Annotated in this window: 15 protein-coding genes; 6 read left to right on the top strand and 9 right to left on the bottom strand. The window is 54.8% G+C overall.

What is annotated here, in order from left to right:
* Positions 1–272 precede the first annotated feature (272 nt).
* The 4 genes from LOC70_RS22750 to LOC70_RS22735 all read right to left on the bottom strand — a co-directional run bounded on the left by LOC70_RS22750 (position 273) and on the right by LOC70_RS22735 (position 4,196).
* On the bottom strand, positions 273–476 hold the full coding sequence (locus tag LOC70_RS22750; RefSeq protein WP_230256352.1) for a hypothetical protein: 204 nt from the start codon (positions 474–476) through the stop codon (positions 273–275).
* A 78-nt stretch (positions 477–554) separates the two neighbouring features.
* Positions 555–1,781: a DUF1559 domain-containing protein gene (locus tag LOC70_RS22745; RefSeq protein WP_230256351.1), complete on the bottom strand. Its 1,227-nt coding sequence runs from the start codon at positions 1,779–1,781 to the stop codon at positions 555–557.
* A 901-nt stretch (positions 1,782–2,682) separates the two neighbouring features.
* On the bottom strand, positions 2,683–2,883 hold the full coding sequence (locus tag LOC70_RS22740) for a hypothetical protein (protein WP_230256350.1): 201 nt from the start codon (positions 2,881–2,883) through the stop codon (positions 2,683–2,685).
* An 83-nt stretch (positions 2,884–2,966) separates the two neighbouring features.
* Complete coding sequence (locus tag LOC70_RS22735; RefSeq protein ID WP_230256349.1) at positions 2,967–4,196, bottom strand: DUF1559 domain-containing protein; 1,230 nt, start codon at positions 4,194–4,196, stop codon at positions 2,967–2,969.
* A 402-nt stretch (positions 4,197–4,598) separates the two neighbouring features.
* Here LOC70_RS22735 and LOC70_RS22730 point away from each other — a divergent pair, with 402 nt between their 5' ends.
* Positions 4,599–5,462, top strand: coding sequence for an AraC family transcriptional regulator (locus LOC70_RS22730; protein ID WP_230256348.1), 864 nt, complete (start codon positions 4,599–4,601; stop codon positions 5,460–5,462).
* Between the two features lie 26 nt (positions 5,463–5,488).
* On the opposite strand, the gene LOC70_RS22725 is transcribed toward LOC70_RS22730, so the two are convergent.
* Positions 5,489–6,469, bottom strand: coding sequence for an alpha/beta hydrolase (locus LOC70_RS22725; protein ID WP_230256347.1), 981 nt, complete (start codon positions 6,467–6,469; stop codon positions 5,489–5,491).
* Positions 6,470–6,739: 270 nt separating this feature from the next.
* On the opposite strand from LOC70_RS22725, the gene LOC70_RS22720 reads away from it, so the two are divergent.
* The 3 genes from LOC70_RS22720 to LOC70_RS22710 all read left to right on the top strand — a co-directional run bounded on the left by LOC70_RS22720 (position 6,740) and on the right by LOC70_RS22710 (position 11,073).
* Complete coding sequence (locus LOC70_RS22720; RefSeq protein ID WP_230256346.1) at positions 6,740–7,792, top strand: ROK family protein; 1,053 nt, start codon at positions 6,740–6,742, stop codon at positions 7,790–7,792.
* 24 nt (positions 7,793–7,816) lie between these two features.
* Positions 7,817–9,730, top strand: a complete 1,914-nt coding sequence (locus LOC70_RS22715) for a glucosamine-6-phosphate deaminase (RefSeq protein ID WP_315857334.1) — start codon at positions 7,817–7,819, stop codon at positions 9,728–9,730.
* 203 nt (positions 9,731–9,933) lie between these two features.
* Complete coding sequence (locus LOC70_RS22710) at positions 9,934–11,073, top strand: alpha/beta hydrolase fold domain-containing protein (RefSeq protein ID WP_230256345.1); 1,140 nt, start codon at positions 9,934–9,936, stop codon at positions 11,071–11,073.
* A gap of 28 nt (positions 11,074–11,101) precedes the next feature.
* On the opposite strand, the gene LOC70_RS22705 is transcribed toward LOC70_RS22710, so the two are convergent.
* Positions 11,102–12,025: a DUF1853 family protein gene (locus LOC70_RS22705; protein WP_230256344.1), complete on the bottom strand. Its 924-nt coding sequence runs from the start codon at positions 12,023–12,025 to the stop codon at positions 11,102–11,104.
* A 319-nt stretch (positions 12,026–12,344) separates the two neighbouring features.
* On the opposite strand from LOC70_RS22705, the gene LOC70_RS22700 reads away from it, so the two are divergent.
* Positions 12,345–15,806 carry a family 43 glycosylhydrolase gene (locus tag LOC70_RS22700; protein WP_315857330.1) on the top strand — a complete coding sequence of 1,154 codons (3,462 nt, stop codon included), beginning with the start codon at positions 12,345–12,347 and terminating at the stop codon, positions 15,804–15,806.
* Positions 15,807–15,879: 73 nt separating this feature from the next.
* A complete protein-coding gene (locus LOC70_RS22690; protein ID WP_230256343.1) occupies positions 15,880–17,328 on the top strand; it encodes a sulfatase family protein in 1,449 nt (482 codons plus the stop codon).
* Positions 17,329–17,487: 159 nt separating this feature from the next.
* On the opposite strand, the gene LOC70_RS22685 is transcribed toward LOC70_RS22690, so the two are convergent.
* The 3 genes from LOC70_RS22685 to LOC70_RS24555 form a co-directional block, all read right to left on the bottom strand.
* On the bottom strand, positions 17,488–17,688 hold the full coding sequence (locus LOC70_RS22685) for a hypothetical protein (protein WP_230256342.1): 201 nt from the start codon (positions 17,686–17,688) through the stop codon (positions 17,488–17,490).
* A gap of 89 nt (positions 17,689–17,777) precedes the next feature.
* On the bottom strand, positions 17,778–19,019 hold the full coding sequence (locus LOC70_RS22680; RefSeq protein WP_230256341.1) for a DUF1559 domain-containing protein: 1,242 nt from the start codon (positions 19,017–19,019) through the stop codon (positions 17,778–17,780).
* A gap of 472 nt (positions 19,020–19,491) precedes the next feature.
* On the bottom strand, positions 19,492–22,221 hold the full coding sequence (locus LOC70_RS24555; protein ID WP_230256340.1) for a CRTAC1 family protein: 2,730 nt from the start codon (positions 22,219–22,221) through the stop codon (positions 19,492–19,494).
* Positions 22,222–22,254: the final 33 nt, after the last annotated feature.

Here is a 22,254-nt window from a genome sequence, read left to right as displayed (position 1 = left end):
CGCGGCTTTTTCGGCTGCCTCCCAGCCCTTTGAGGCTCCGATTTCCCGAACGGTCTCGGCGGAGACTTCGGTTTGGATTGAGCCAGCAGATTCATGGACCGCGTTCGTCGACGGAGACGCCGTATCGTCTAACTTGCGACATGCGGAAGTGAGAGAAATGACGATTAGAGCAAGGGCACACCAAAAAACTCTGAGCGAACTACCAATGGCAATTCGCTCAGAGCATTGAATCAAATCAGCAAACGACGAAGTTTGCAAAGCACCAACCTCGGTTAGCGTTGCGGCTTCTTCTTCATCTCTTTTGCCATCGCTTCGTCGGCCTCGGCCATTTGTGCCTGGGATTCTTGAAGCATGCGATTGTATTCGTCGATGTCGCTCTCCGAAGCCGATCCAACGACGTTCGAAGGCCCTTCGTCACAACCGAGGGAAAGCGACAGACAGGCACCGCACATCAACAGAGCAAAGTACTTTTTCATGATGGAACTGTGGGATAGGTAGTGAGAGAAAACCGCGGTCGCCGGATGGACGACGACCGCGACAAGTTTCAGCTTAGATCAAAAGACGTCTTCGATGACTTCTTTTGCTGCTCGTGTGCCCAATGCACCCCAAACACCGTAAGGGCTCTTGGCACCTGGCGTTCGGTAGGCGTTGACGCCACGTGCACTTTGGTTGCCGGCTTCGATCGAATCGGTGACGAACTTCACCGCACCGTCGCCCATCAGCACGTGGACACCGCCTTGGTGACGGCTGGAAGCCGAGTACCAACCCGAGTTCCCAGCGTTTTGCTCGTTACAGATCGGGCTGTTGGGAGGTTGAGCCGTGAAGAAACCGCTGAAGTTTGGCAGGTGCTCTGCCCAGCGGAAGCCACGACCATCCACACCGCTGACAGTGGTTTGCGAAGGATCCCAGAACTGCGGACGAGTTGGATCAACCAACGCATCGCAGTCATTTGGTGGATAGTTGCGGACGAACGACCATCCGCGGTTCAACGCCGCGGTTCGAACGTCTTTGTCACCCAAGTCCGTCGCGATTTCACCAGCAGCAATCGTGTTGGCCAAACCATCAAGCACGTCGCGGAAACGACGAGACTTGTGAACGGTAAAGAAACCACGTCCAGCACCACGAATCTCATTCGCGAGCGTCGAGTTGATGTTGTCATAGCCAATCGGGGCACTGTTGTTCCAATCGCCTTGGTGGGCACGTTCAGCGGAATCACCCAGGTTCGCTGCGTAGTTGGTACGGCCAAGCGATGGCAGGCCAACACCGGGATCGCTGGGGCAACGGAAGGTTGGCAACTGTGTCACCCATGGCGTGTAAAGAATCTCGTCAGGCGTAGGGCCCATGGGGCTGAATGGACCGCCACCACGAGTCGCCTGAACACCACCATTGCCGCTACCGGCGGGTGGGCTGTTACCACGCGAATCTTCGTTCAGCGGGTTGGAGATCATCTCCCACAAACCTTGCTGCTCGATGAAGGGGGTGAGACCAACCAACCAGCTCAGTCGTCCGTTGTTGGAGACTTCCGATGGACGCCAGATTTGTGCGGAGACGTTGTCCGTCGTACCACCACCATGGATTGGCAATTGGTTGTAGGCACTGTGGTAGTTGTGGATCGCCAAACCGATCTGCTTGAAGTTGTTGCTGCAACTCATGCGACGTGCAGCTTCGCGAGCCGCTTGGACGGCGGGCAACAACAGACCTACCAGAACACCGATGATCGCGATCACGACCAACAGTTCGACCAGCGTGAAGCCGGCTCGCTTGTTAAAGGACTTGGACATCAGAGGGGTGCTCCAAATGAAGAAACGAATGAGGATTCTGAACTGAATCGATTGGAAAAGTTTGTTGTTAGCCCGCCGCGATGCGATCCACGTCAAAAGGCAGCCAATCCGAAGACATTTGTCTCGAACCGATTTCTCTAGGGCGTGATGCCCGCGACAGAGGCGTCCCAACGGTGCCCATTCTCCCTTGCCCGTGAAAAATCACCATAGCTCGTTTTCAAAGGCATGGCAATTTCTAAACACGCATCGGGTCTTGATTGATCGTCTCCAGACGATTGCCCCGCCGGGAGGTCTATCGACTTCGGCAATTAGCCTTCTCGCGCGCTTCCATTGCTTCCAAACGCAACAATATTTAAACACCGGTGAAACAATGCGACTTCTGAGCATCGCAGCACCGCCTCTAGTCGGGTGGCGACCTCGTTTGGGAGCATCACGCGATCGTGAGGTGAGCGATCAGCCAGCCAGATAGGCGCAACGCAAGTTCGCGTTCTCACCCGACCATCGATTCGTGAAAGTGTTTGAAAACCACGCTTCAGTCAGCGATGCGGTCGCGCCATCGGAGCCTCGATCGCCCCATGTGAAAGTTGTGCCAGCGACGAGAAGCGGCATGTGCTTCAACAGCACTAAAAGGAGCCGTCGCAAATTCCGATCGAAGGGAGCTTCCAGGCAGCAGGAAGCGGCGAGCACTGCGTGACCGACCACCCGCCGAACGCCTCGCCGAACGCGGGCATCAAGTGAAGGCGATTGCGAGCCGTTTCAGATGGCCGTATCAGCAGCCTTGCTCTTGGGATCCATGGAGAATCGGTGAATCCCAAAAGAAACCCAACATGGATTTCCTGATGGGAAACTCATGTTGGGTTCGTCGATCAATCTAGCGAGGATCGGTTCAGAAAGCGTCGGTTCAGCGACCGCCCTTGGCCTGCTTTGCCATCGCTTCGTCCGCCTCAGCCATTTGGCTCTGGGACTCTTGCAGCATCCGGTTGTACTCTTCGATTTCGCTCTCCGATGCACCGCCGGCGACATTCGCTGGCTCAGAGCCACCGCAACCGATCACGGCGGGAAAGAGAAGTGCGAGGAGAGCAAGTTTGCAGATATGTTTCATGGATCTCATTGGTGAAGTGGAGGCAGCGTCCCAGCCAGATGCCGGGACGCCGAGAGTAAGTCAGTCCTTGCCAGGAAGTCAGCTTAGAATGCGTCGCCGCTGATGACTTCTTTGGCGGAACGTGTTCCAAGAGCTCCCCAAACACCGTAGGGGCTTTTGCCGCCCGGAGTACGCCACGCGTTGACGGCCAAGGCGTCTTGGTTGCCAGCATCGATCGAATCGGTAACAAAACGAACGGCACCATCACCCATCAAAACGTGCACGCCACCTTGGTGGCGACTGCCCGCCGAGTACCAACCCGAGCCACCAGCGTTTTGCTCATTGCAGATTGGGCTGTTGGGCGGTTGAGCTGTGAAAAAGCCGCTAAAATTGGGCAAATGCTCGGCCCAACGGAAGCCACGACCGTCGACGGCACCGACGGTTGCTTGGCCGGCTGGCCAGAACTGGGGACGCTCTGGATCGACCATGTTGTCGCATGCGTTGGGTGAGTAAGAACGCGAAAAGACAAATCCGCGACTGAGCGAAATGGTACGCGCATCTTTGTCGCCCAAGTCCGTTGCGATTTCGCCAGCAGCGACTGTATTCGCGAGCCCATCCAGCACATCACGGAAGCGACGGCTCTTGTGAACGGTGAAGAATCCGCGGCCGGCAGCCTGCATCTCACTCGAAAGACCGGAGCTGATGTTGTTGTAGCCAATTGGAGCGAAGTTGTTCCAATCGCCCTGGTTGGCTCGTTCCGCTGCGTCGCCCAAGTTGGCGGCATAGTTGGTCCGGCCAAGCGCCGGCAAGCCATTGCCGGGATCGCTGGGACAACGGAAAGTTGGAAGCTCCGTGACCCAAGGGGTATAAAGAATTTCATCAGGCGAGGGTCCCATGGGACTGAATCCCGCACCGCCACGTTGAGCCTGTGCACCACCGTTGCCACTGGCGGCCGGAGGGATCGAGCCTTGCGAGTCTTCGTTCAACGGATTGGAGATCATTTCCCATAATCCTTGCTGCTCCAAAAATGGAGTCAGACCAACCAGCCAGCTCAGCCGACCATTGTTGGAGACTTCCGATGGACGCCAAATACGGTCGGTGATGGGATCGGTGGTTCCGCCACCATGGATTGGCAATTGGTTGTAGGCACTGTGGTAGTTGTGGATCGACAGGCCAATTTGCTTGAAGTTATTGCTGCAGCTCATGCGACGGGCAGCTTCACGAGCAGCCTGTACCGCGGGGAGCAACAGGCCAACCAACACGCCGATGATGGCGATGACCACCAACAACTCAACCAGAGTGAAGGCAGCACGTTGTTTTGAGGAACGGATCATTTCGAATGGGGCTCCAGAATTGGAAAGAGTGGGAATAGTTTTGAGGCAGTTGCAATGTCCGCCCGACCCAAGCGTTCGCCACAAAATCTTCCAAAGGGCGGATGGTTTGCCCAAAAAGAAATAGGGGCGTGGGAACTGCGGTTGCAGACGCTCAATGGTGGCAATTCTCACTCGACTACGCGAAAAATGAATAGCCCAAAACAATCCGACATATCTCAATTTAAACGGGATGTTTTGGTGACGAACTTCGCCGAATGGGTGGCCTCCAGCGGAACCGAAACGGGTTTTGCGACGTAAAATGACCTTCGACACATTCGCCCCGGCGCAGTCTATACGCCTGATTTCTGAACAAATTGGCTGAGGCAGCCTAAAATTTTCGTTTTTTCTAGCTAGAAGTTTGCGATGGCAGAGTTCCAAGAACCCGAGTTTGTGTCGAAGCAAACCGTCGAGGCCTCGCACTTTTACCTGGACCTGGATCCGGATCCACACAGCCGGTTCACGGTTGTCTGCGGTGGGATGGAGCGGACGTCGTTGGACTATGTCATCAGACGAAGCGATTTCCCGTTCTGGGGTTTGGAGTTCGTCGACCAGGGCGAAGGCCGATTGCAACTGGAAAACGAGTGGTTCGACCTGAAGCGTGGGACCGTGTTCGCTTACGGCCCCGGCGTTCGGCATCGAATCGAAAACAGCTCCCAAACGGGAATGCGAAAGTACTACCTGGACATGTCCGGTACGGACGCGAAGCGGCTCTTGCAGGAGGCGGATCTGCTCAGCGGCTATCCGCTGCACGTGCGAAACGTCAAAGAACTGACGGATCTGTTTCAAATGATCGCGACCGAGGGCAAGGACGATCAGCTTCGATCGCGAGACATCGTTTCTCTGATCACGCGGGCAATGATCATCAAAATTGCTCAGCGGAGGTCGACTTCCGAGGGTGATTCGCCCAAGGCGTACGAGGTCTATCAAGACATCCGGCAATACATGGACGACAACTACCGCGATCTCACATCGATCGCAGAAGTCGCCGACCAATGCGGCTACACCACGGTGTATGTCTCGCGACTATTCAAACGCTACGCAGCTCGCGGAGCCTATCAGTATCTGCTGCGGCTCCGGATGAATTACGCCGCGGATTTGCTGTTCACGCAAGGAATGAAAGTCCGCGACGTGGCCGAGATGCTGAAGTTCGCCGATGCCTTTCAATTCTCGCGAGCTTTCAAGCGGGTCTACGGAGTACCGCCGAGCCAACTGAAACGCTCGCGTTAAAATCAACGAAGCACGTCTTCAATCTATCATTCGACTGGCGTCAGCAGTTTGCGATCGATCAGCCAGTCCTCCAATCGCTCCGGCCACTTCAATGCCGCCTTGTTGCGGTCTTCGCGAAAGCCGAAGCCGTGTCCCGCTTCGCTGTAAACGTGCATTTCGCACGGAACATTCGCGGCTTTGTACTTCAGATAGACATGAGCCATCCCAACCGCGATGTCTTCGCGATCGTGATAGCCAAAGGCAACGAATGCCGGTGACATTCCTTCGTGAACTTCAAAAGTAGCGGACTTTCCGGGGTAAATCAGTGCGTGAAAGTCCGGGCGACTGCTGACTTGTTCGATCGGATCCGCGGACTGAGCGTTGCCGTCTTGTGGGTTCATCGCAGAATAGGCAGCAAGCTCACCACCGGCCGAAAAACCCAAGATGCCGATTCGATCCGTTTTCAGATTCCACTCTTCCGCTCGCGAGCGGATCATCCGGATGGCTCGGTGAGTGTCGTCCATGGCGTGGCCTTCCAAGGTGTATGGCGAATTGGGTTCGCGACACAATCGATAGCGAAGCACGAATGCGGCGATGCCCCGCTCGGCAAACCATTTGGCCAACGAATCGCCTTCGTGTCCGAGGCAAAGTTTCTTGTGACCACCTCCTGGGCAAATCAGCACCGCCGTACCAGTCGACTTTTCGGGTGCGGGAACATACGGCGTGATCGTCGGATGATGCACATTGGTCAAATTGGCACCTTCCCAAATCGGAGCTTCATTCATTCGATCGACCGATCCCGGTGCGCCGTCTTTCCACAACGCAATGTGCTCGGCTTCGTGCGCGGGTTCCACCGCCAAGACTTGGCCAGCCAATCCCGACACAAACAACAAGGTCATGCTGCAGAACCAATGCCGGATGAATCCAAGGCAATTGCGGCTTGAGACAGGAAAGCTTGAGCCCGCCGATGTGGTCGCCTCGTCGAAAAAGAACTGAAGCTCGGCTCGTTGAGTCGGATTGAAAGGCATGAGAATTCTCTCGTGAGGTGGGAAATCGGGGTGAGGTGGCCGGCAATTGTAATGGAACAAAAGCCAATCGTTGCCGGCGTTTTGGACTAGACTGCATCCGATCCTCTTCGCGTGGCATCAAGGAAGTCAGGACTCCGCATTCAAACCTTCCTGCCGATCCCTTGGCATTGGCAGAGCCGCGAGCGTTCCTTCACTGAAATGCTCTGATGCGAAGCCAGCTCCTTCCCAATCAGTCAGTTTCTTTCTTTCGAATCCCCCTGCAACAAACGTATGTCGGCGTCGTCTCACTCCATTGGCAAATCGCACGAGAGGGCAACTGAGCAATTGCGACAACGCTGGGTGCTTGGGATCGATTTGGGTGGGACCACCATCAAGTTCGGCTTGTTCCATGGCGATCACCTCATCTGGCGGAACCACATTCGCACGGAAGAATTCGACTCGCTGGAGTCGGCTTTCGAAGCATGCCGACAAAGCGTGGAGGAAACGCTACGCACATCGTCGAAAGAACTGACGGATCTCAGCGCCATTGGATTGGCTATGGCCGGTGTGCTGGATCCCAAAGAAGAGGCTCTGGCCGAAACCGCGAATTTGCATCGTTGGCATCATCTGAACTTTCGCCAGCAATTGACGAATGTTTTTGAGAAGCCGGTGGCCGTCCTCAACGACGCGGATGCGGCGGCACTGGCGGAGTCCGTTCACGGGCTTTGTCGAGCCGAATCATTGGTCTTGTTGACTTTGGGAACGGGCGTTGGCGGTGGAGTCATTGTGAACGGACGCCCACTTCGCGGGGCCAATGGTTGCGGAGGCGAAATTGGACACGCCACGATTCAATTCGATCAAGACGCGAGACTTTGTGGTTGCGGCTTTCCTGGTCACTTGGAAGCCTACGCCGGATCAGCCGGTGTCGTGCAAACAGCAAACGAACTGATGCAGAGTTCTAGGGATGAATCCAGCCTGAACTCTGCCAAGCGTTTGACCCCGCTCGCGATTGCCAACGCTGCCGCTTTGGGTGACAGGGTTGCGACGCAAACCATCGATCAAACCGCCATCTACATTGGCCGCGCGATTTCCATGTTGGCTCACGTATTGGATCCGGAGGTCGTCTTGCTCGGTGGTGCGATGAATTTCGGCGGTCCGGGCACCGACATCGGCAAGCGTTTCATTGAAGGCGTCCGCGTGGAATGTTTGCCGCGGTCGCTGACTCAAATCAGCCGGAACCTGCAGATCGAATTTGCCACGCTCGGCAACGATGCGGGCATTGTGGGCGCCGCCCACTTTGCTCAACAATTGGCTGAACAAGAAGGTTCCGATTCAATTCGCTAAGAGACCGCTCGCGTGAAGACTCATGTGTCAGGAACGGACGCCGTGCAAATGGTATGTGCGTCCACCAAAAGCAAGATTGCTTATCGCATCTACCCCGATTCGCGGGACGCCAGCGTCGCCGTTGCAAACGAGATCGCTCGTTTGATCCGAAGTCGTGCTGCGGAATCTCGGACTGCGGTACTCGGCTTGGTAGCTGGTTCATCGCCGGTGGACGTGTACGCGGAACTGCGACGCTTGCACGCGGAAGAAGGCCTCTCGTTTGCCAACGTCGTGACGTTCAATTTGGACGAGTACTATCCGATGTCGGCGGAGTGCCTGCAGAGCCATTCGCGATTCATGCATGAGCACTTGTTCGATCATGTCGACATGGTTGCCGAGAACATTCATCTGCCCGACGGCACCTTGCAACCCGAATGCGTTGCCGATTACTGCTTGGCTTATGAGCAGCGAATCGAAGAGGCGGGTGGAATCGACATCCAGTTGCTTGGAATCGGACGGACTGGTCACATCGGTTTCAACGAGCCCGGTTCAGGCACCGATTCGCGGACGCGCATGATCACGTTGGACGGGATGACGCGAATTGATTCCGCCAGCAACTTTTTCGGTGTCGAGAACGTTCCTCGTCGAGCCATCACGATGGGTGTCGGCACCATTTTGCAAGCCAAGAAGATTTTTCTGCTGGCATTCGGTGAAGGCAAATCCTCGATCATCGCAAGAACCGTGGAGGGCGAGTTGGCTCCTTCGGTCCCCGCGACTTCGCTGCAAGAACACCCCGGCGCCGAATTGATCTTGGACGAAGCCGCGTCAGCCGCGATCAGCCGGATCCAATCGCCTTGGCTGGATGAGAAAGTGGTCTGGGACGATGCGATGGTGCGTCGCGCCGTGATTGCTCTTTCGCAGTCGCTGGACAAGCCCGTGTTGATGTTGGTCGATGGCGACTACAACGAAAATGGCCTGCAAGATCTGTTGGCAGAATACGGGTCGGCATACGAAATCAACTTGCGTGTTTTCCGGCATCTACAAAGCACGATCACGGGATGGCCGGCCGGCAAACCCAACCAACCCGACGTCGTCTTTCCCAAACGCATCGTCTTGTTTTCGCCTCATCCCGACGATGATGTGATCTCGATGGGAGGCACGTTGACTCGATTGGCCGACCAAGGCCACGAGGTGCACGTGGCTTATCAAACGTCGGGCAACATTGCAGTTTTTGATGGCGACGCAATCCGCTTCGCGAAGTTTGCTCGGGAGTTCTGCAAAGAGTTCGACCTGTTGTCGCCTCCGGTGGTCGAATTGACGCAGAAGATGATTCGCTTTTTGGGTGACAAGGACCCCGGCGAAGTCGACATTCCTGAAATGCAACGTTTAAAGGGCTTGATCCGACGAGGCGAAGCGGAAGAAGGGGCAATCGTTTGCGGTGTGCCGGCGGAGCGATTGCACTTCCTCGATTTGCCGTTTTATGAAACGGGCGTGGTTCGGAAGAAACCCATCAGTGATCGCGACATCGAGATCACCGTCGACTTGTTAAGAGACGTGCAGCCGCACCAGATTTACGCGGCCGGTGACTTGAGCGATCCGCATGGAACTCACCGAACTTGCTTGGAAGTGCTTTTCGCCGCTTGCGAGCTTTGTCGTGAAGATGAATGGATGCGATCGTGCGCGGTGTGGTTGTACCGCGGCGCGTGGCAGGAGTGGCCGCCCTACGAAATCGAAATGGCGGTGCCACTCAGTCCTCAAGAAGTCGATCGCAAACGAGCGGCCATTTTCAAACACGAATCGCAAAAAGATCGAGCACTCTTTCCCGGAGCGGACGCCCGCGAATTTTGGCAGCGAGCCGAAGCACGCAACGCTCACACGGCTCGAACCTACGACCAGCTCGGCCTGGCTCAATACCAAGCCATCGAGGGTTTTGTGCGATGGAAGGGAATGGATCGATAGCGAAGTCGAAAGCTTTTGCCGACCAATCAACAATCGATGATTGGCCACTGTGTAACAAATGGCTGTGACCGGGCATCGTGGGCCTGCGGCGGTTTGGGCTCGGCTAAACTGCGGATTCCGAACGCGTACCAGTCTGGATGACAGGAAGTCGTCACGCGTCCCGTTTGTCCGTCGCAGCACCTCCCTGTTCTTGGTCACATACCATGCGATTCCGTTCCTCGATGCTTTATCGCTTCTCGCTTGCATTCACTCTTGCCGGTGTCACCCATGGTGTCGCTTGCTATTCCCAGGACCAGACACAACAACCGTCCTCTCGACCAAGTGTGATGGAGCGTTTGAAACGAGACGATGCGAATCAAGACGGCAAGGTCACTCGCGCAGAGTTCCAAGGTCCCGCCCGTTTGTTTTCGCGAATGGACCGCGATGGGGACGGCGTGATTGAACTCGCGGAAGAATCCATTCCGCAACGCGTGCGACAACCGACCAACGAAAGAACCACTGCCGTGCGATCCCAACGCAATCCTGCGAGAACCCGTGTCCTTCGCAACGTGGTATTCGGACAAGGTGGTGGCAGAGACTTGACCATGCACATTGTTCTGCCGGAGAAGCCTCGTTCGGAACCATCGCCGTTGATGGTTTGGATTCACGGCGGTGGATGGATGGGCGGTACAAAGGACGGAGGCGTCAATCAACTTGCACGTTGGGTGGCCAATGGCTATGTCGGTGCAACCATCGAATACAGGCTGACTGGCGAAGCCCCCTTTCCCGCCCAAATCGAAGACTGCAAATGTGCGATTCGTTTTTTGCGTGCTCATGCGGATGAGTATGGAATTGATTCCGAACGCATCGGCGTGGCGGGAAGCTCCGCCGGCGGTCATTTGGTCGCTTTGTTGGGAACATCAGGCGACGTCAAAGAGTTCGAAGGCACGGGAGGATGGCAAGATCAATCCAGTACCGTTCAAGCCGTGGTGGACCTCTACGGTCCAACTGATTTTGAAGCGTTCGTGACCGAACCGGGCTACGAAGCTCACAATCGCGATGGCTCACCGGAGTCGAAGTTGCTCGGTGGGGGTGAAGTGTTGCCAAACCAAGCCGGGATCAAAAAGGTGAACCCCATCACCTACATCGACGCGAATGATCCCCCGTTTTTGATCATCCATGGGACGGCGGATCCGGTGGTCCCGATGAACCAGAGCCAAAAACTACATGCCGCGTTGGAAACCGCGAACGTGCCCTCGAAGCTCCATTTGATCCGTGGAGCCAAGCATGGTGGAAAAGGGTTTTCGTCACGCGAAGTTCGAGAAATGATTCAATCGTTCATCGATGAACATTTGAAACCGTAAGAAGAATGACCCGAGGTCCGTTGCGTGTTCACGGATCAGGCCAAGTATCAGGAACAACAATCAGACGTTTGAACTCAGTATTGCCGGAAGGGTTCATCGCTGCCGCTGACGTCACCGTTGCCATCACGGGACGTCGTTGGGTTTTGACGTCTTGTAAACAGGCTGCGACCATCGCTTCATTGTCAGTTTGCGAATCCCTTTCTGGCCCCTTGAATGCCGTTAGCCAAAACGGTTTGTCAGGAAGAGAGAACCGATCGTCGGATACTAGATTGCGATCGCACCATCGCCGCAGCGCTGACGCTCGGACCCATTCGCCTCGAAGGTGTGTCTGGCTGGCGGTTGGTGGAGACGCCGTATCATTTGGTTGGCCGCTGCCTACTGGGTAGAAGAGAATTCCTTTGACCAGAGCGGCTCGGCGAGGCTGACTTGGAAAGATCTCCGATTCCAACTGAAGCTGATGTTGGAACATGCGGTCAAATTTTCGGTCATAAGTATCCTTCAAGTTGGGCCCAACAAAATAAAGGCCACTGCTCTCGGTCGAGATGATTCCGAGATAGAACTTGACCGCGACCTCCAGATGCGTGAGTTCCCCATGCTCATCGAGATACAAAAAGTCGATCTCGCCGATCGTCCGACCTGCTTCGAGAATTGGCTTTCCATGCGCGATCATCTCGACGCGTCGTAGATGCTTGAGCCAGTAGTGCACGAGTCTTTCAAAGTAGCGTCCTACTCGTCGGCCCAACGGTCGCTGGCGATTCTGTTCCTCAAACCATTGCTGGAGATGGACTGCGTCAACCTTGGACGGGTCGACGTTGTTGGCTGGCACTATTTCGACAATCTCGGATCGACATCCGGCCGGAGGTTGCCCCAGCAAAGACGGGCTGTTGATGGCCCATTCCAAATCGGCCAGCAACTGCCCGGATGGGAAGCATGGTGACGGGATGCGTTTCATGTCGGATTTTGCTGAAAACTACCTTCGGGAAGAGAATCACTCGGCGGTACGGTCGCGCTGGAGTGCCCTCAAACCGCCAGGAACTTGAATAAGATATGTTGTCGTGCTATCCTGCGACTGAGATCGTTTGGTTTTGTTGGTCGTGCAAGCCGTTTTCAAACCAGAGACGCCGAACTGCCAGAAGGCATAACAAAGCGGCGGATCGCATCCAAATTGCGTTTCGCCTTTTCTTTTGCATCGTTTTTCGATTCCTCTGGCTCAATGTTGCATCGCTGACCATCGATCTTCCCACCCTCCATCGTCCCCCACGAGGTTGTTTATGATCCATTCTGGCTCAAGAGTAGTTGACAGAATCCTTCAGCTTTCACTCGCTCTCAACCTGAGTTTTTGCTTCACCGTATTTTCCTTCGCTGACGAGGCGAACGGAATCCCCGTTGCTGACCAATGGCACTATCGGCAGAAACAGCCTGCGGACGACTGGACCAAGCCTGAATTTCAACATGAAAACTGGAAACAGGGGGAAGGTGGGTTTGGGACCATCGAAACCCCGGCCTCCCGCGTCGGCACGATTTGGACCGGCAATGAGATTTGGATGCGGAAAGAGTTCCAAGTCCCAACTCTTCCGAACCATCCTGGCCTGCTGATTCATCATGACGAAGATGCCGAGGTTTACCTCAACGGGAACTTGATCGCCAAGTTGCCAGGGTACAGCACCAAATACCACGTGCTACCTCTCGACCAGACTCAATCAACGCATTTGAAAACCGGGACGAACTTGTTGGCGGTGCACTGCAAGCAAACCGCGGGCGGACAATTTATCGATGCTCATGTGATTGATGCTGACAACGTGCCCACACTGCCGCGGCCCAAGCGTGAGACCGTACCGTTTCAGTCGGAGTTGATCACACGGTGGGGAGCAGAGGTGACAGCCGACAACGCATGGACTGAGTACCCGCGTCCCCAATTTCAACGAGACAACTGGACGAATCTCAATGGGCATTGGAATTATGCAGTCACCCCCAAAAGTCAAACGGATGCACCCGAGCAATGGAATGGAAAGATCCTGGTTCCATTCAGCTTGGAATCCAAACTGGGCGGCGTTCAACGTTTGCTCGACTCATCAGAATCGCTTTGGTATCACCGCGAATTTAATTCGTCGAATCCCGATGGCAAACGGACGCTCCTGAACTTCGAAGCAGTCGACTACCGCTGCGAAGTCTTCGTGAACGGAACCAGTATCGGAACCCATGTCGGTGGAAACACGCCATTCACACTGGACGCTACCAAGGCGCTGATTCGCGGAAAGAATGATCTGGTAGTGCGAGTCGAAGATGCCACGGAAGAATGGCAACTTCGCGGCAAGCAAACATTGAACGCGCGAGGCATCTGGTACACGCAAGTGTCAGGAATTTGGCAGACGGTTTGGATGGAAGAAGTACCGGAAAGCTATCTCAGGGACTTGAAGATCACGACGGATGCAGAACAGGGATCCATCACGATTTCGCCCCAGACTGAATCCGAGGCGCCAGTTCGGGTCACGGTGAAAGATGGCGGAAAGGTCGTGGCGGAAGGAACGATCGAGTCCGGGTCCACGACATTGCAAGTTCCCAATGCGAAGCTGTGGTCTCCTGATTCACCCCATTTGTACGACATCGAAGCGACTCTGCTTTCACCGAGTGGCAACGAACAAGATTCAGTCACGTCTTACGCGGGCATCCGATCGGTCGGAAAAGTCAAAGATGCCGATGGGCACTGGCGATTCACGCTCAATGGCGAAGTTCTCTTCCATTGGGGACCGTTGGACCAGGGTTGGTGGCCCGATGGCTTGCTGACTCCGCCTTCCGACGAAGCCATGCTGTTCGACATTGAGTGGTTGAAGTCAGCCGGCTTCAACATGATTCGCAAACATATCAAGGTTGAACCGAGACGTTACTACTACCACTGCGACCGTTTGGGAATGATGGTCTGGCAGGACCACGTCAGCGGAGGGACCAATGCCGAGGGATGGCCAGAATGGACACGACTGCGTCCAAATCCCAATGACGCACAGTGGCCAACCGAACAGCATGAGCAATTCATGCTGGAATTGGAATGGATGATCGACGCGTTGGAGAATCATCCGTCCATCGTTTCTTGGGTGCCATTCAATGAACGATGGGGACAGCATCAAACCATGGAAGTGGGGAAGTGGACGGTTAAGCGAGATCCGACGCGAATCATCAACATTGCCAGCGGCGGAAACTTCTGGCCGGTTGGCGATGTGGTGGACGAGCATCGCTATCCGCATCCGGGGTTCCCTTTCGAGCTGAATCAAGACGGACGTTTTGATGACTTCATCAAAGTCGTCGGCGAGTTCGGCGGGCACGGTTATCCCGTCAAGGGACACTTGTGGGACGCCAATCGCCGCAACTGGGGCTATGGTGGATTGCCGAAGAACGAAGCGGAGTACAAACAACGCTATGTGACTTCGCTTGAGAAACTCAACCAACTTCGTCGTCAGGGTATTGCTGCCGGCGTCTACACTCAAACCTCGGACGTGGAGGGAGAGATCAATGGTTTGATGACCTACGATCGCAAGGTCATCAAAATTCCTGCGGAACAGTTGAAGCAGTTGCATCAATCTTTGTTCACGCCACTGGATCAAAAAGCGGCAGACAAGTTTCCCAACTCGGCTTTCATTGAGCAGAAGACAGACCGGCAACCCGCGGAGGTGATGAGTGCGGACCAAATACGCACCGGTTTAAAATCACATGACCGTGCGTTGCACATCAAATCAGGTTGGATTCGCGACCCCTACATCACGTTGGGCCCCGAACAGGAATACTACTACCTCACCGGGACTCAACCGAGCGAAAACGATCCTCGCGAAACGACGAATCCCTACAACATTGGACTCGGAGAGCAGAGCATTGTTGGGAACGAGGTTCGGGTTTGGCGAAGCAAAGACTTGGTGGAATGGGAGTCACTTGGCCCGGTCTTTCAAGTGTCTGACACGATGAAAGCGAGGTCTGGCAAGAAGATTGGCAAGCCGTTGATTTGGGCCCCCGAACTGCATTGGCTCGGTGATCGCTGGGCTTTGGTGCATTGCCCCAAGCAACACTCAAGTCTCGCGCTCAGCGAAGGCAGCGATCTGAAAGGCCCTTGGACACACCCAATGCGAGGCAAGCTTGGGCCTCGACACGACCCATCGATTTTCACAGACGACGACGGATCTCGCTATCTATTGTGGTCCAATACATTGGTTGCAAAACTGGCGAGCGATTTAAGCGGTTACGAAACTCAACCAGTGAGAATCGACCCGGCGGGAACACGTCCGGGACCGAATGGAACCTCCATCGCTCGCATCGGGCACGAAGGGGCAACCATGATCAAAGTGGGCGACAAATATGTTCACTTGGGAACAGCGTGGTCAACGGATCAAGGACGCAAGGGGTCCTACAATCTGTATTACTGCGTGGCGGACAACATCACGGGCCCATATGGCCCACGCAAATTCGCGGGACGTTTTCTAGGTCATGGCACACCGTTCCAAGATCGCGATGGTAGATGGTGGTGCACCGCATTTTTCAATGCAAATGTCCCGCCTGTCTCGCGGGATGGTATTGAAACGAAAGACCTCGGTGAAAACGCTCAAACCATCAATGAGCAAGGGGTGACCATCGTGCCTTTGGAAGTGCGGATCGATAAAAATGGGGAGGTCATTGTTCGCGCGAAAGACCCCGCCTATGCCACACCCGGCCCCGACGAGGCACAACAGTTCGATTCTGCAAGCACGAACTGAATCGCAGTTGCAGCTGGCACTCCCGTCAATCTCCTTCGCCCCCTCATCTATCACCCCCACGAAAGCGATCCTCATGAGAACATTTTATCCCTGCTGGAATTTGAAATGGCTGTTCCCATGCCTGCTTGCCGTTTGCTTCGGCTCGCTCACTTTGTCTGCTGATGACGATGTCTCCACCGCCACACGCCCCAACATTGTTTTGGTGTTCATCGACGACATGGGTTGGGGAGACTTTTCGTGCTTTGGCAACGACGATGCGCAAACGCCCAACATTGATCGCATGGCCTCCGAAGGTGTTCGCTTCGAGCAGTTCTACGTTAATTCGCCGATCTGTTCGCCTTCCCGAACAGCCATCACGACCGGCCAATACCCGCAACGCTGGCGGATTGGATCTTACCTGGCGAGTCGTGAATTGAACGAGCGACGCGGCATCGCCCAGTGGTTGGATCCCAAAGCTCCGACGCTCGCAAGGACTTTGCAATCGGCCGGTTACGCCACGGGCCACTTTGGAAAATGGCACATGGGTGGCCAGAGGGACGTCGATGAAGCGCCCTACATCACGGAATACGGATTTGATGAATCGCTGACCAATTTCGAAGGCATGGGGCCTAAGCTATTGCCTTTGACTCGCAAACCGGGCGACGTCAAGAATGGTCGCATTTGGGAGGACGCTGAGCGATTGGGCGACGGCTATCGATGGATGCTTCGTTCGGAAATCACGGGTGGTTTTGTCGATGCCGCGATCCCATTCATTGACAAGGCACAGCAATCAGAGAAACCGTTTTACATCAATCTCTGGCCGGATGATGTTCACGCTCCGTTTTGGCCACCGGTGGACGATTGGGCCGATGGAAAACGTGGGCTTTATCTGTCCGTCCTCGAAAACATGGACCAACAGTTTGGAGAACTTTTCGATCGGATTCGAAACGACGAAGCACTTCGCAACAACACGCTGGTTTTGATCTGCTCGGACAACGGTCCGGAAAAGGGAGCGGGCTCAGCCGGTCCTTTCCGTGGCTACAAGACCCATCTTTACGAAGGCGGGGTGCGTTCCAGCCTGATCGCATGGGGTCCGGGACTGGTGCAAGGCAAGGGGCAGGTCGACCAGGAATCTGTGCTCTCGGCAATCGACTTGGTGCCCAGCCTATTGGATCTTGTCGGCGCGGAATATCCGAGTGGCGTGACCTTTGATGGCGAATCGCTGGCGCCGACATTGCTCGGCAAAGGCGGCTCGCGTCAGGCTCCCATCTTCTTTCGCCGTCCCCCAGACCGAGACTCGTTTTACGGGATCGATGACCTCCCGGATCTCGCGATGCGACAAGGTAACTGGAAATTGCTTTGTGAATACGATGGGACAAACGCCGAGCTGTATGACCTCGCAAATGATCCCGGCGAAAGCCAAAACATCGCCTCGCAACACCCCACGGTAACGCAGCGGATGACCCAGGCAGTCGTCGCTTGGCACCAATCCATGCCCTCCGACAACGGAGCAACGTTTCAACTGAAGAAACGAAAACGTTAGTCTCGCCAACGCAACCAAGCGGAGTCGCATGTCACGCCCGCGACGTGGCCAGGAACCTACCCTGCCAAGAACTCGCCCCATTCAAAACGAAAGCCGCCTCCATCAATAGGAGGCGGCTTGATTTTTACTCAGACTACGTTGGCAACTTGAGTCGATCAATCAACGGTAGTTGTCTTCGTAGTTTTCTGTCTGCTGCTGAGCTTGTTCTTCGTAAGCCTGCATCTCTTCTGGTGTCATCGGGCCGCCTTCCGGTTCGACGACGGTGTTGCCGCCAGGGCCGCAACCGACCATCGGCGTCAAAAGACAAGTGAGCAGCGTGAACACGCAAGCGAGTTGCTTCCAATCAAATCTTTGAGTCATACGTTGACATTCGTGTAATAGTAAAGAGAAAGAAATAGGTTTTCAGTTGGCGACGCGAGGGCATCTCAAACTCGCCTTGGAAATCAAATCTAGAAGTCGAACTCGAAGGTTTCTTTGCCGTTGCGTGTCCCCATGGCTCCCCAAACTCCGAAGGGCGATTCTTCTCCAGGGCGGTTCGCGCTCCAAATCACCTCAACATGGCTGTCGCCCGCATCGATGCTGTCCGTGATGAACTTCACCGCTCCGTCACCCATGACAACGTGAACGCCTCCCTGGTGTTGACTGCTTGGTGGTGCAACGCACCACGCGGAGTCAGAGCGATTAGGCATCACCATTTCACGGTTAGGAGGAAGGATGGTGCCGAATGCAGAGTAGACCATCGCGGCATCTGCCCAGCGAAAACCACGGCCGTAACCACCACTAATGTTGCGAACGATTGAGTCCGTTCCATCAGCCCAGAACTGAGGACGTTCGGGATCTTTGGCATTGGTTGTTTCGGCCCAACCGGGGTCTTCTCCCAAGGGACGGAATCCAGGTCCGATGCCAGCATCCGTTTTGACAGCACGTGGATTCACATGCGTGGCCATTTCTCCAAGCATAATCGTGTTGCTCAGGCCATCGGTCACGTCCCGGAAACGCATGTTCGGTCGGCTTCGACCTTGACCAAGACCACGAATCCCTTGGACCGTCTGACGGAAGATAAAGAATCCGCGAAGCGATTGATTGACTTGGTTCGCTCGGCCCGTGTCCTCGTAATAGAAGCCATTGGAAGCGTTCAGCGGTCCAGCATCCGCATAGTGAATTCCATCGCCGTAGCTGCAAGCGTAGTTCGCACGCCCCATTGCCGGAGCACCAACACCCGGGTCACTCGGGCAGCGAAAAGTTCCGATGTCCGTCATCCATGGGGTGTAGTTTTGATCCCATGCTCGGGGCCCCATAGCTGGATAATTGATGGTGCCATCGCCGTCAGAATCCATTGGATTGCTGATCTGCTCCCAAAGTGCCTGTTGCTCCACGTATGGCAAAATGGGGATCAACCAACTGATCCGCCGGCCATTGCCGTTGTTGCCGTTTTGGGTGGTTTGGCTGCCGGCGGTGTTGTCCGTGCCACCGCCATTGACGGGCAAGCCGTTGAACGCACTGTGGTAGTTGTGAATTGCCAGTCCGAGTTGCTTCATGTTGTTGCCGCAACTCATTCGCCGGGCTGCCTCACGCGCGGCTTGCACGGCGGGCAATAGCAATCCGACCAGGACGCCAATGATCGCGATAACGACCAGTAGCTCCACGAGGGTGAACGCGTTTGGCGTTCTTAGGCGTCGATTTCTGCTCATCTTGAGGACTCCTCTGAACCAAGAAAAATAAGGAAACGCAGCACCAGAAACGCTCGTAAAACGCCCGTCAGTGAAAAAAAATCAATTACCAACGTGTTTTTTGAGCACATCTGATCGGCGCAACTTTCGTGGTTCCAGGAGCCTGTGTCAAGCTTTAGAGGGGCACGATCTCTCCTTCCTGAAGATTTATCTACGGAGACAGAGAATCCATCGCAATTACCTGTACGGATGTGACGCGAATCCTACGAACGCGACCGCAAAAGCACTGTCCCTCAAACCTTTGACCGGTCTACTCGGGAAGAAATGTTGCTATGACGCTTCGCGTTACTTCCGCCGCTAAGCCGAAACGCGGAGTGGATCAGAAGGATCCAATTCAGAGCAAAGAAAGACCAGTGGTTTCGGCGTGTCTTAAAGTCTTTTCTTTCGCAAGCGATTCTCGCCTTCAGTTACTGAAATGTGCTCGTATTTGGTTTTAGCGGAGCGGCGTGGAACGTACGACGCCGATGCCCTCGACAATTGCATGACGAGCGGAGGCCGAGAGACCTTCGAACTCTTCCTCCCTACCGCTTGGCCACTGAACACGCACGCCGACTTTCGAGTTTGGATCGGCGATGCCGAAGTGGATAATGGACTCGTTGCTACACATGTAGCCGCCTCCTGCAACTTGGAACGCTGTCTGAAGCGTCGCCGATTCCTCTGTTTCGATTCGGCACTGCAACGTGGCACCGGCGGCGTTTCGTTCGGAAGATGTTCCCAACAACTCGAACTGCACGGCAGCCGCAGCATCGCTGACGTTTTGAAGCACTGCCACCGGCTGATCGAGATGATTGGCGAGCAGGTCCATTCTGCCGTCACGATCCAAGTCGGCACTTGCCAACGTTCGCCCCAGTTGCGGTTCGTTGAAATAGACCGACCGATTGGATGACGGTTCCGTCTGAAATCCGTTTACGCTGCCACGAAAAAGCTGCGGTAACATTTTGAACGGGATTCCGTTCTGTAGATGATTGTACAGATGACCGTTCAGCACGACGATGTCCTGCCAACCGTCGTTATCGAAGTCAGCGGCTTGCGTTCCAAAGCCTGTCACGTTTCGAGAAGGATCATTCAATCGGAAAGCAATGGCTTCATCGGAGAAATAGCCGCTTGTAGTTTGTAGAAACAAATTGACGGACTCTTCAAAAAAGTTCGTGACGTGAAAATCTAGTTTTCCATCACGGTTGAAGTCGCTCGCGGCAATTCCCATGCAGGCCTCTCCGTGCCCGCTACGGCCCACGGCGAGACCGGCCAATCCCGCATTTTCGATCAGCTTGAAAACTCCCATTGACTCTGGCAAATCAAACGTGTTTCCCACTTCTGAATTAGCTTCCTTGGATACCCAGTAGTGATTGAGATCACCGTCGTTTGAAACGAAAAAGTCATTTCCATTTTCCCCGTCGAAGTTGCCGATGACGATCCCAAATCCGTGCTTGGGAGACTCCTTCATTGCTTCGCAAACGTCTTTCCACGGAGCCAACTTCCCGTCAGGGCTCATCAAGAGAACGCGGTCCGCTGCCGCACGAAAGTCTTGCGGCTGGCAGCCGACAAACGGCGGCTCGCAAAGCACATCAAAGGCTCGCCTCTCTTGGATGTAATTGATCTCGACTAGGTCAGGCAGTGAGTCGCCATTCAGATCTGCCATCGCAAGACTGGACGTCCATTGTTCGTCGTTTTCGGCGATCCTGTTGGATGCAAGTTCGAAAGTTCCGTCGCCTTGGTTGATGAACCAATTGTTCACACCAATGTTTGCGACAAACACGTCTGGAAAACCGTCTTGATTCGCGTCACTGACACAGACTCCCTGTGAGAATCCAGTGTCGATCGCTCGGCTGAGCTTCGTAATTTCTTGGAACTTGCCGGTGGCGACTTGTCGGAACAGCTGATTTGGCTGAGAGTCCATCGAGTTCGGCGTTCCATCAGCGCGACAACAATAGACGTCACATAGCCCATCTAAATCAAAATCAAATGCTCCTAATCCGACACCATTGGTTTGGTGCAGATAGAAATTCTGACCGCTAGCTGGAAACTTCGTCGCCTCGCTGGACCGAATCCCCCATTGCTCCGCAACATTCTCAAATGCGATTCGCTGTTTCGTCTCGCTTTCACGCATGTCAGATTTGAGAAGCCGCCGAGGCAGTCTGATGGAAGTCAAAGGCTCGGGGACAAATCCAAGAGTTCGGCTCATCCGAGTGTTGCTGGCCAGCTCGGCCTTGGCATTTGCTTCCCAATTCATCAATGCCTTTCGTCGTTCCTCCAGCAACCGCAGTGCTCGATTGCTTTGCCCGGCTAGCTCTGCCGCTCGGTACGACCAAGCTTCCGATTCCCAAGGCCGAAACCAATCACTCATTCGAGACGCAATCCAACTTGCTTCTTCCGCGCTGGCATCCCTCGCAATCCGGAAAACTCGATCCAGTCCTTCGAGCCAATCTCGTAGCTTCGGTAGCCGGCGATGCCAATCAGATTCCTCTGTAAATTCACGTTCGACAATCGACACCAGCGATCTCAAAGCAGCGCGATTACTTGGATCCAGCCGCAGGCATTCGACCAAGCAGCGAACCGCATCGTCAACGGAGTGGTTCTTTGATAACCAAATCGCCACGGCCAACCAGGCTTCGGGTTGTTCACGCAAGCCAAAGGTGCGCTCGGTCGCACGACGATTGCTCAAAGCGAATTCCGGTGTGCTTTCAAAAGCACTGGCCACTTCGCCAATCCAATCCTCCAACTCATCCCAGCGCGCGTGTTCAGCCAATACTCGCCCTGAAAATGCGATGACCGCAGGATGGCTGGGATGCTTACGTCGAACTTGAGTCAGCAGCTCGAGGACTTGGTCCACATTGGCTCGTGAAGAAAAATACTCCAACCTGGCATCGCCCAAACCGAACAGCGTTTCCGGTTGAATGCTCGGCAGATCGCCGTAGTTCACCAGCATGAACGGACCGCAGGTGTCGACCAGACTGAGCAATTCGTGTGGTTGCAGCGTTGTGTACCGGATGAGCTGGCGCACGTGGTGACATGCTTCCATACGACGCCCCTGAGCGCTCAACAACTGCGAAAGAAGGCGTCGTGAGACAACGTCGCTCGCATTTTCACGTAGTGCATTCCGCAATACATTCTCTGCTGCTTCGAGATCACCCGCTCGCAGCAAACGATCGAATTGAAGTGGCACGTCGACAGGAGCTTTCGGAATATTATCCGATAA

It is taken from the genome of Rhodopirellula halodulae (genome assembly GCF_020966775.1).
Lineage (GTDB): Bacteria > Planctomycetota > Planctomycetia > Pirellulales > Pirellulaceae > Rhodopirellula > Rhodopirellula halodulae.
Note: the sequence above shows the minus strand (reverse complement) of the source record. Positions and strands in the feature narration are given on the sequence as shown.

Excerpts from the sequence above, each read along its gene's own strand:
- LOC70_RS22745 (WP_230256351.1), bottom strand. The coding sequence starts at position 1,781 with ATGTCCAAGTCCTTTAACAAGCGAGCCGGCTTCACGCTGGTCGAACTG.
- LOC70_RS22685 (WP_230256342.1), bottom strand. The coding sequence starts at position 17,688 with ATGACTCAAAGATTTGATTGGAAGCAACTCGCTTGCGTGTTCACGCTG.
- LOC70_RS22690 (WP_230256343.1), top strand. The coding sequence starts at position 15,880 with ATGAGAACATTTTATCCCTGCTGGAATTTGAAATGGCTGTTCCCATGC.
- LOC70_RS22740 (WP_230256350.1), bottom strand. The coding sequence starts at position 2,883 with ATGAAACATATCTGCAAACTTGCTCTCCTCGCACTTCTCTTTCCCGCC.
- LOC70_RS22680 (WP_230256341.1), bottom strand. The coding sequence starts at position 19,019 with ATGAGCAGAAATCGACGCCTAAGAACGCCAAACGCGTTCACCCTCGTG.
- LOC70_RS22705 (WP_230256344.1), bottom strand. The coding sequence starts at position 12,025 with ATGAAACGCATCCCGTCACCATGCTTCCCATCCGGGCAGTTGCTGGCC.
- LOC70_RS22735 (WP_230256349.1), bottom strand. The coding sequence starts at position 4,196 with ATGATCCGTTCCTCAAAACAACGTGCTGCCTTCACTCTGGTTGAGTTG.
- LOC70_RS22700 (WP_315857330.1), top strand. The coding sequence starts at position 12,345 with ATGATCCATTCTGGCTCAAGAGTAGTTGACAGAATCCTTCAGCTTTCA.
- LOC70_RS22730 (WP_230256348.1), top strand. The coding sequence starts at position 4,599 with ATGGCAGAGTTCCAAGAACCCGAGTTTGTGTCGAAGCAAACCGTCGAG.
- LOC70_RS22710 (WP_230256345.1), top strand. The coding sequence starts at position 9,934 with ATGCGATTCCGTTCCTCGATGCTTTATCGCTTCTCGCTTGCATTCACT.
- LOC70_RS22725 (WP_230256347.1), bottom strand. The coding sequence starts at position 6,469 with ATGCCTTTCAATCCGACTCAACGAGCCGAGCTTCAGTTCTTTTTCGAC.
- LOC70_RS22750 (WP_230256352.1), bottom strand. The coding sequence starts at position 476 with ATGAAAAAGTACTTTGCTCTGTTGATGTGCGGTGCCTGTCTGTCGCTT.
- LOC70_RS22720 (WP_230256346.1), top strand. The coding sequence starts at position 6,740 with ATGTCGGCGTCGTCTCACTCCATTGGCAAATCGCACGAGAGGGCAACT.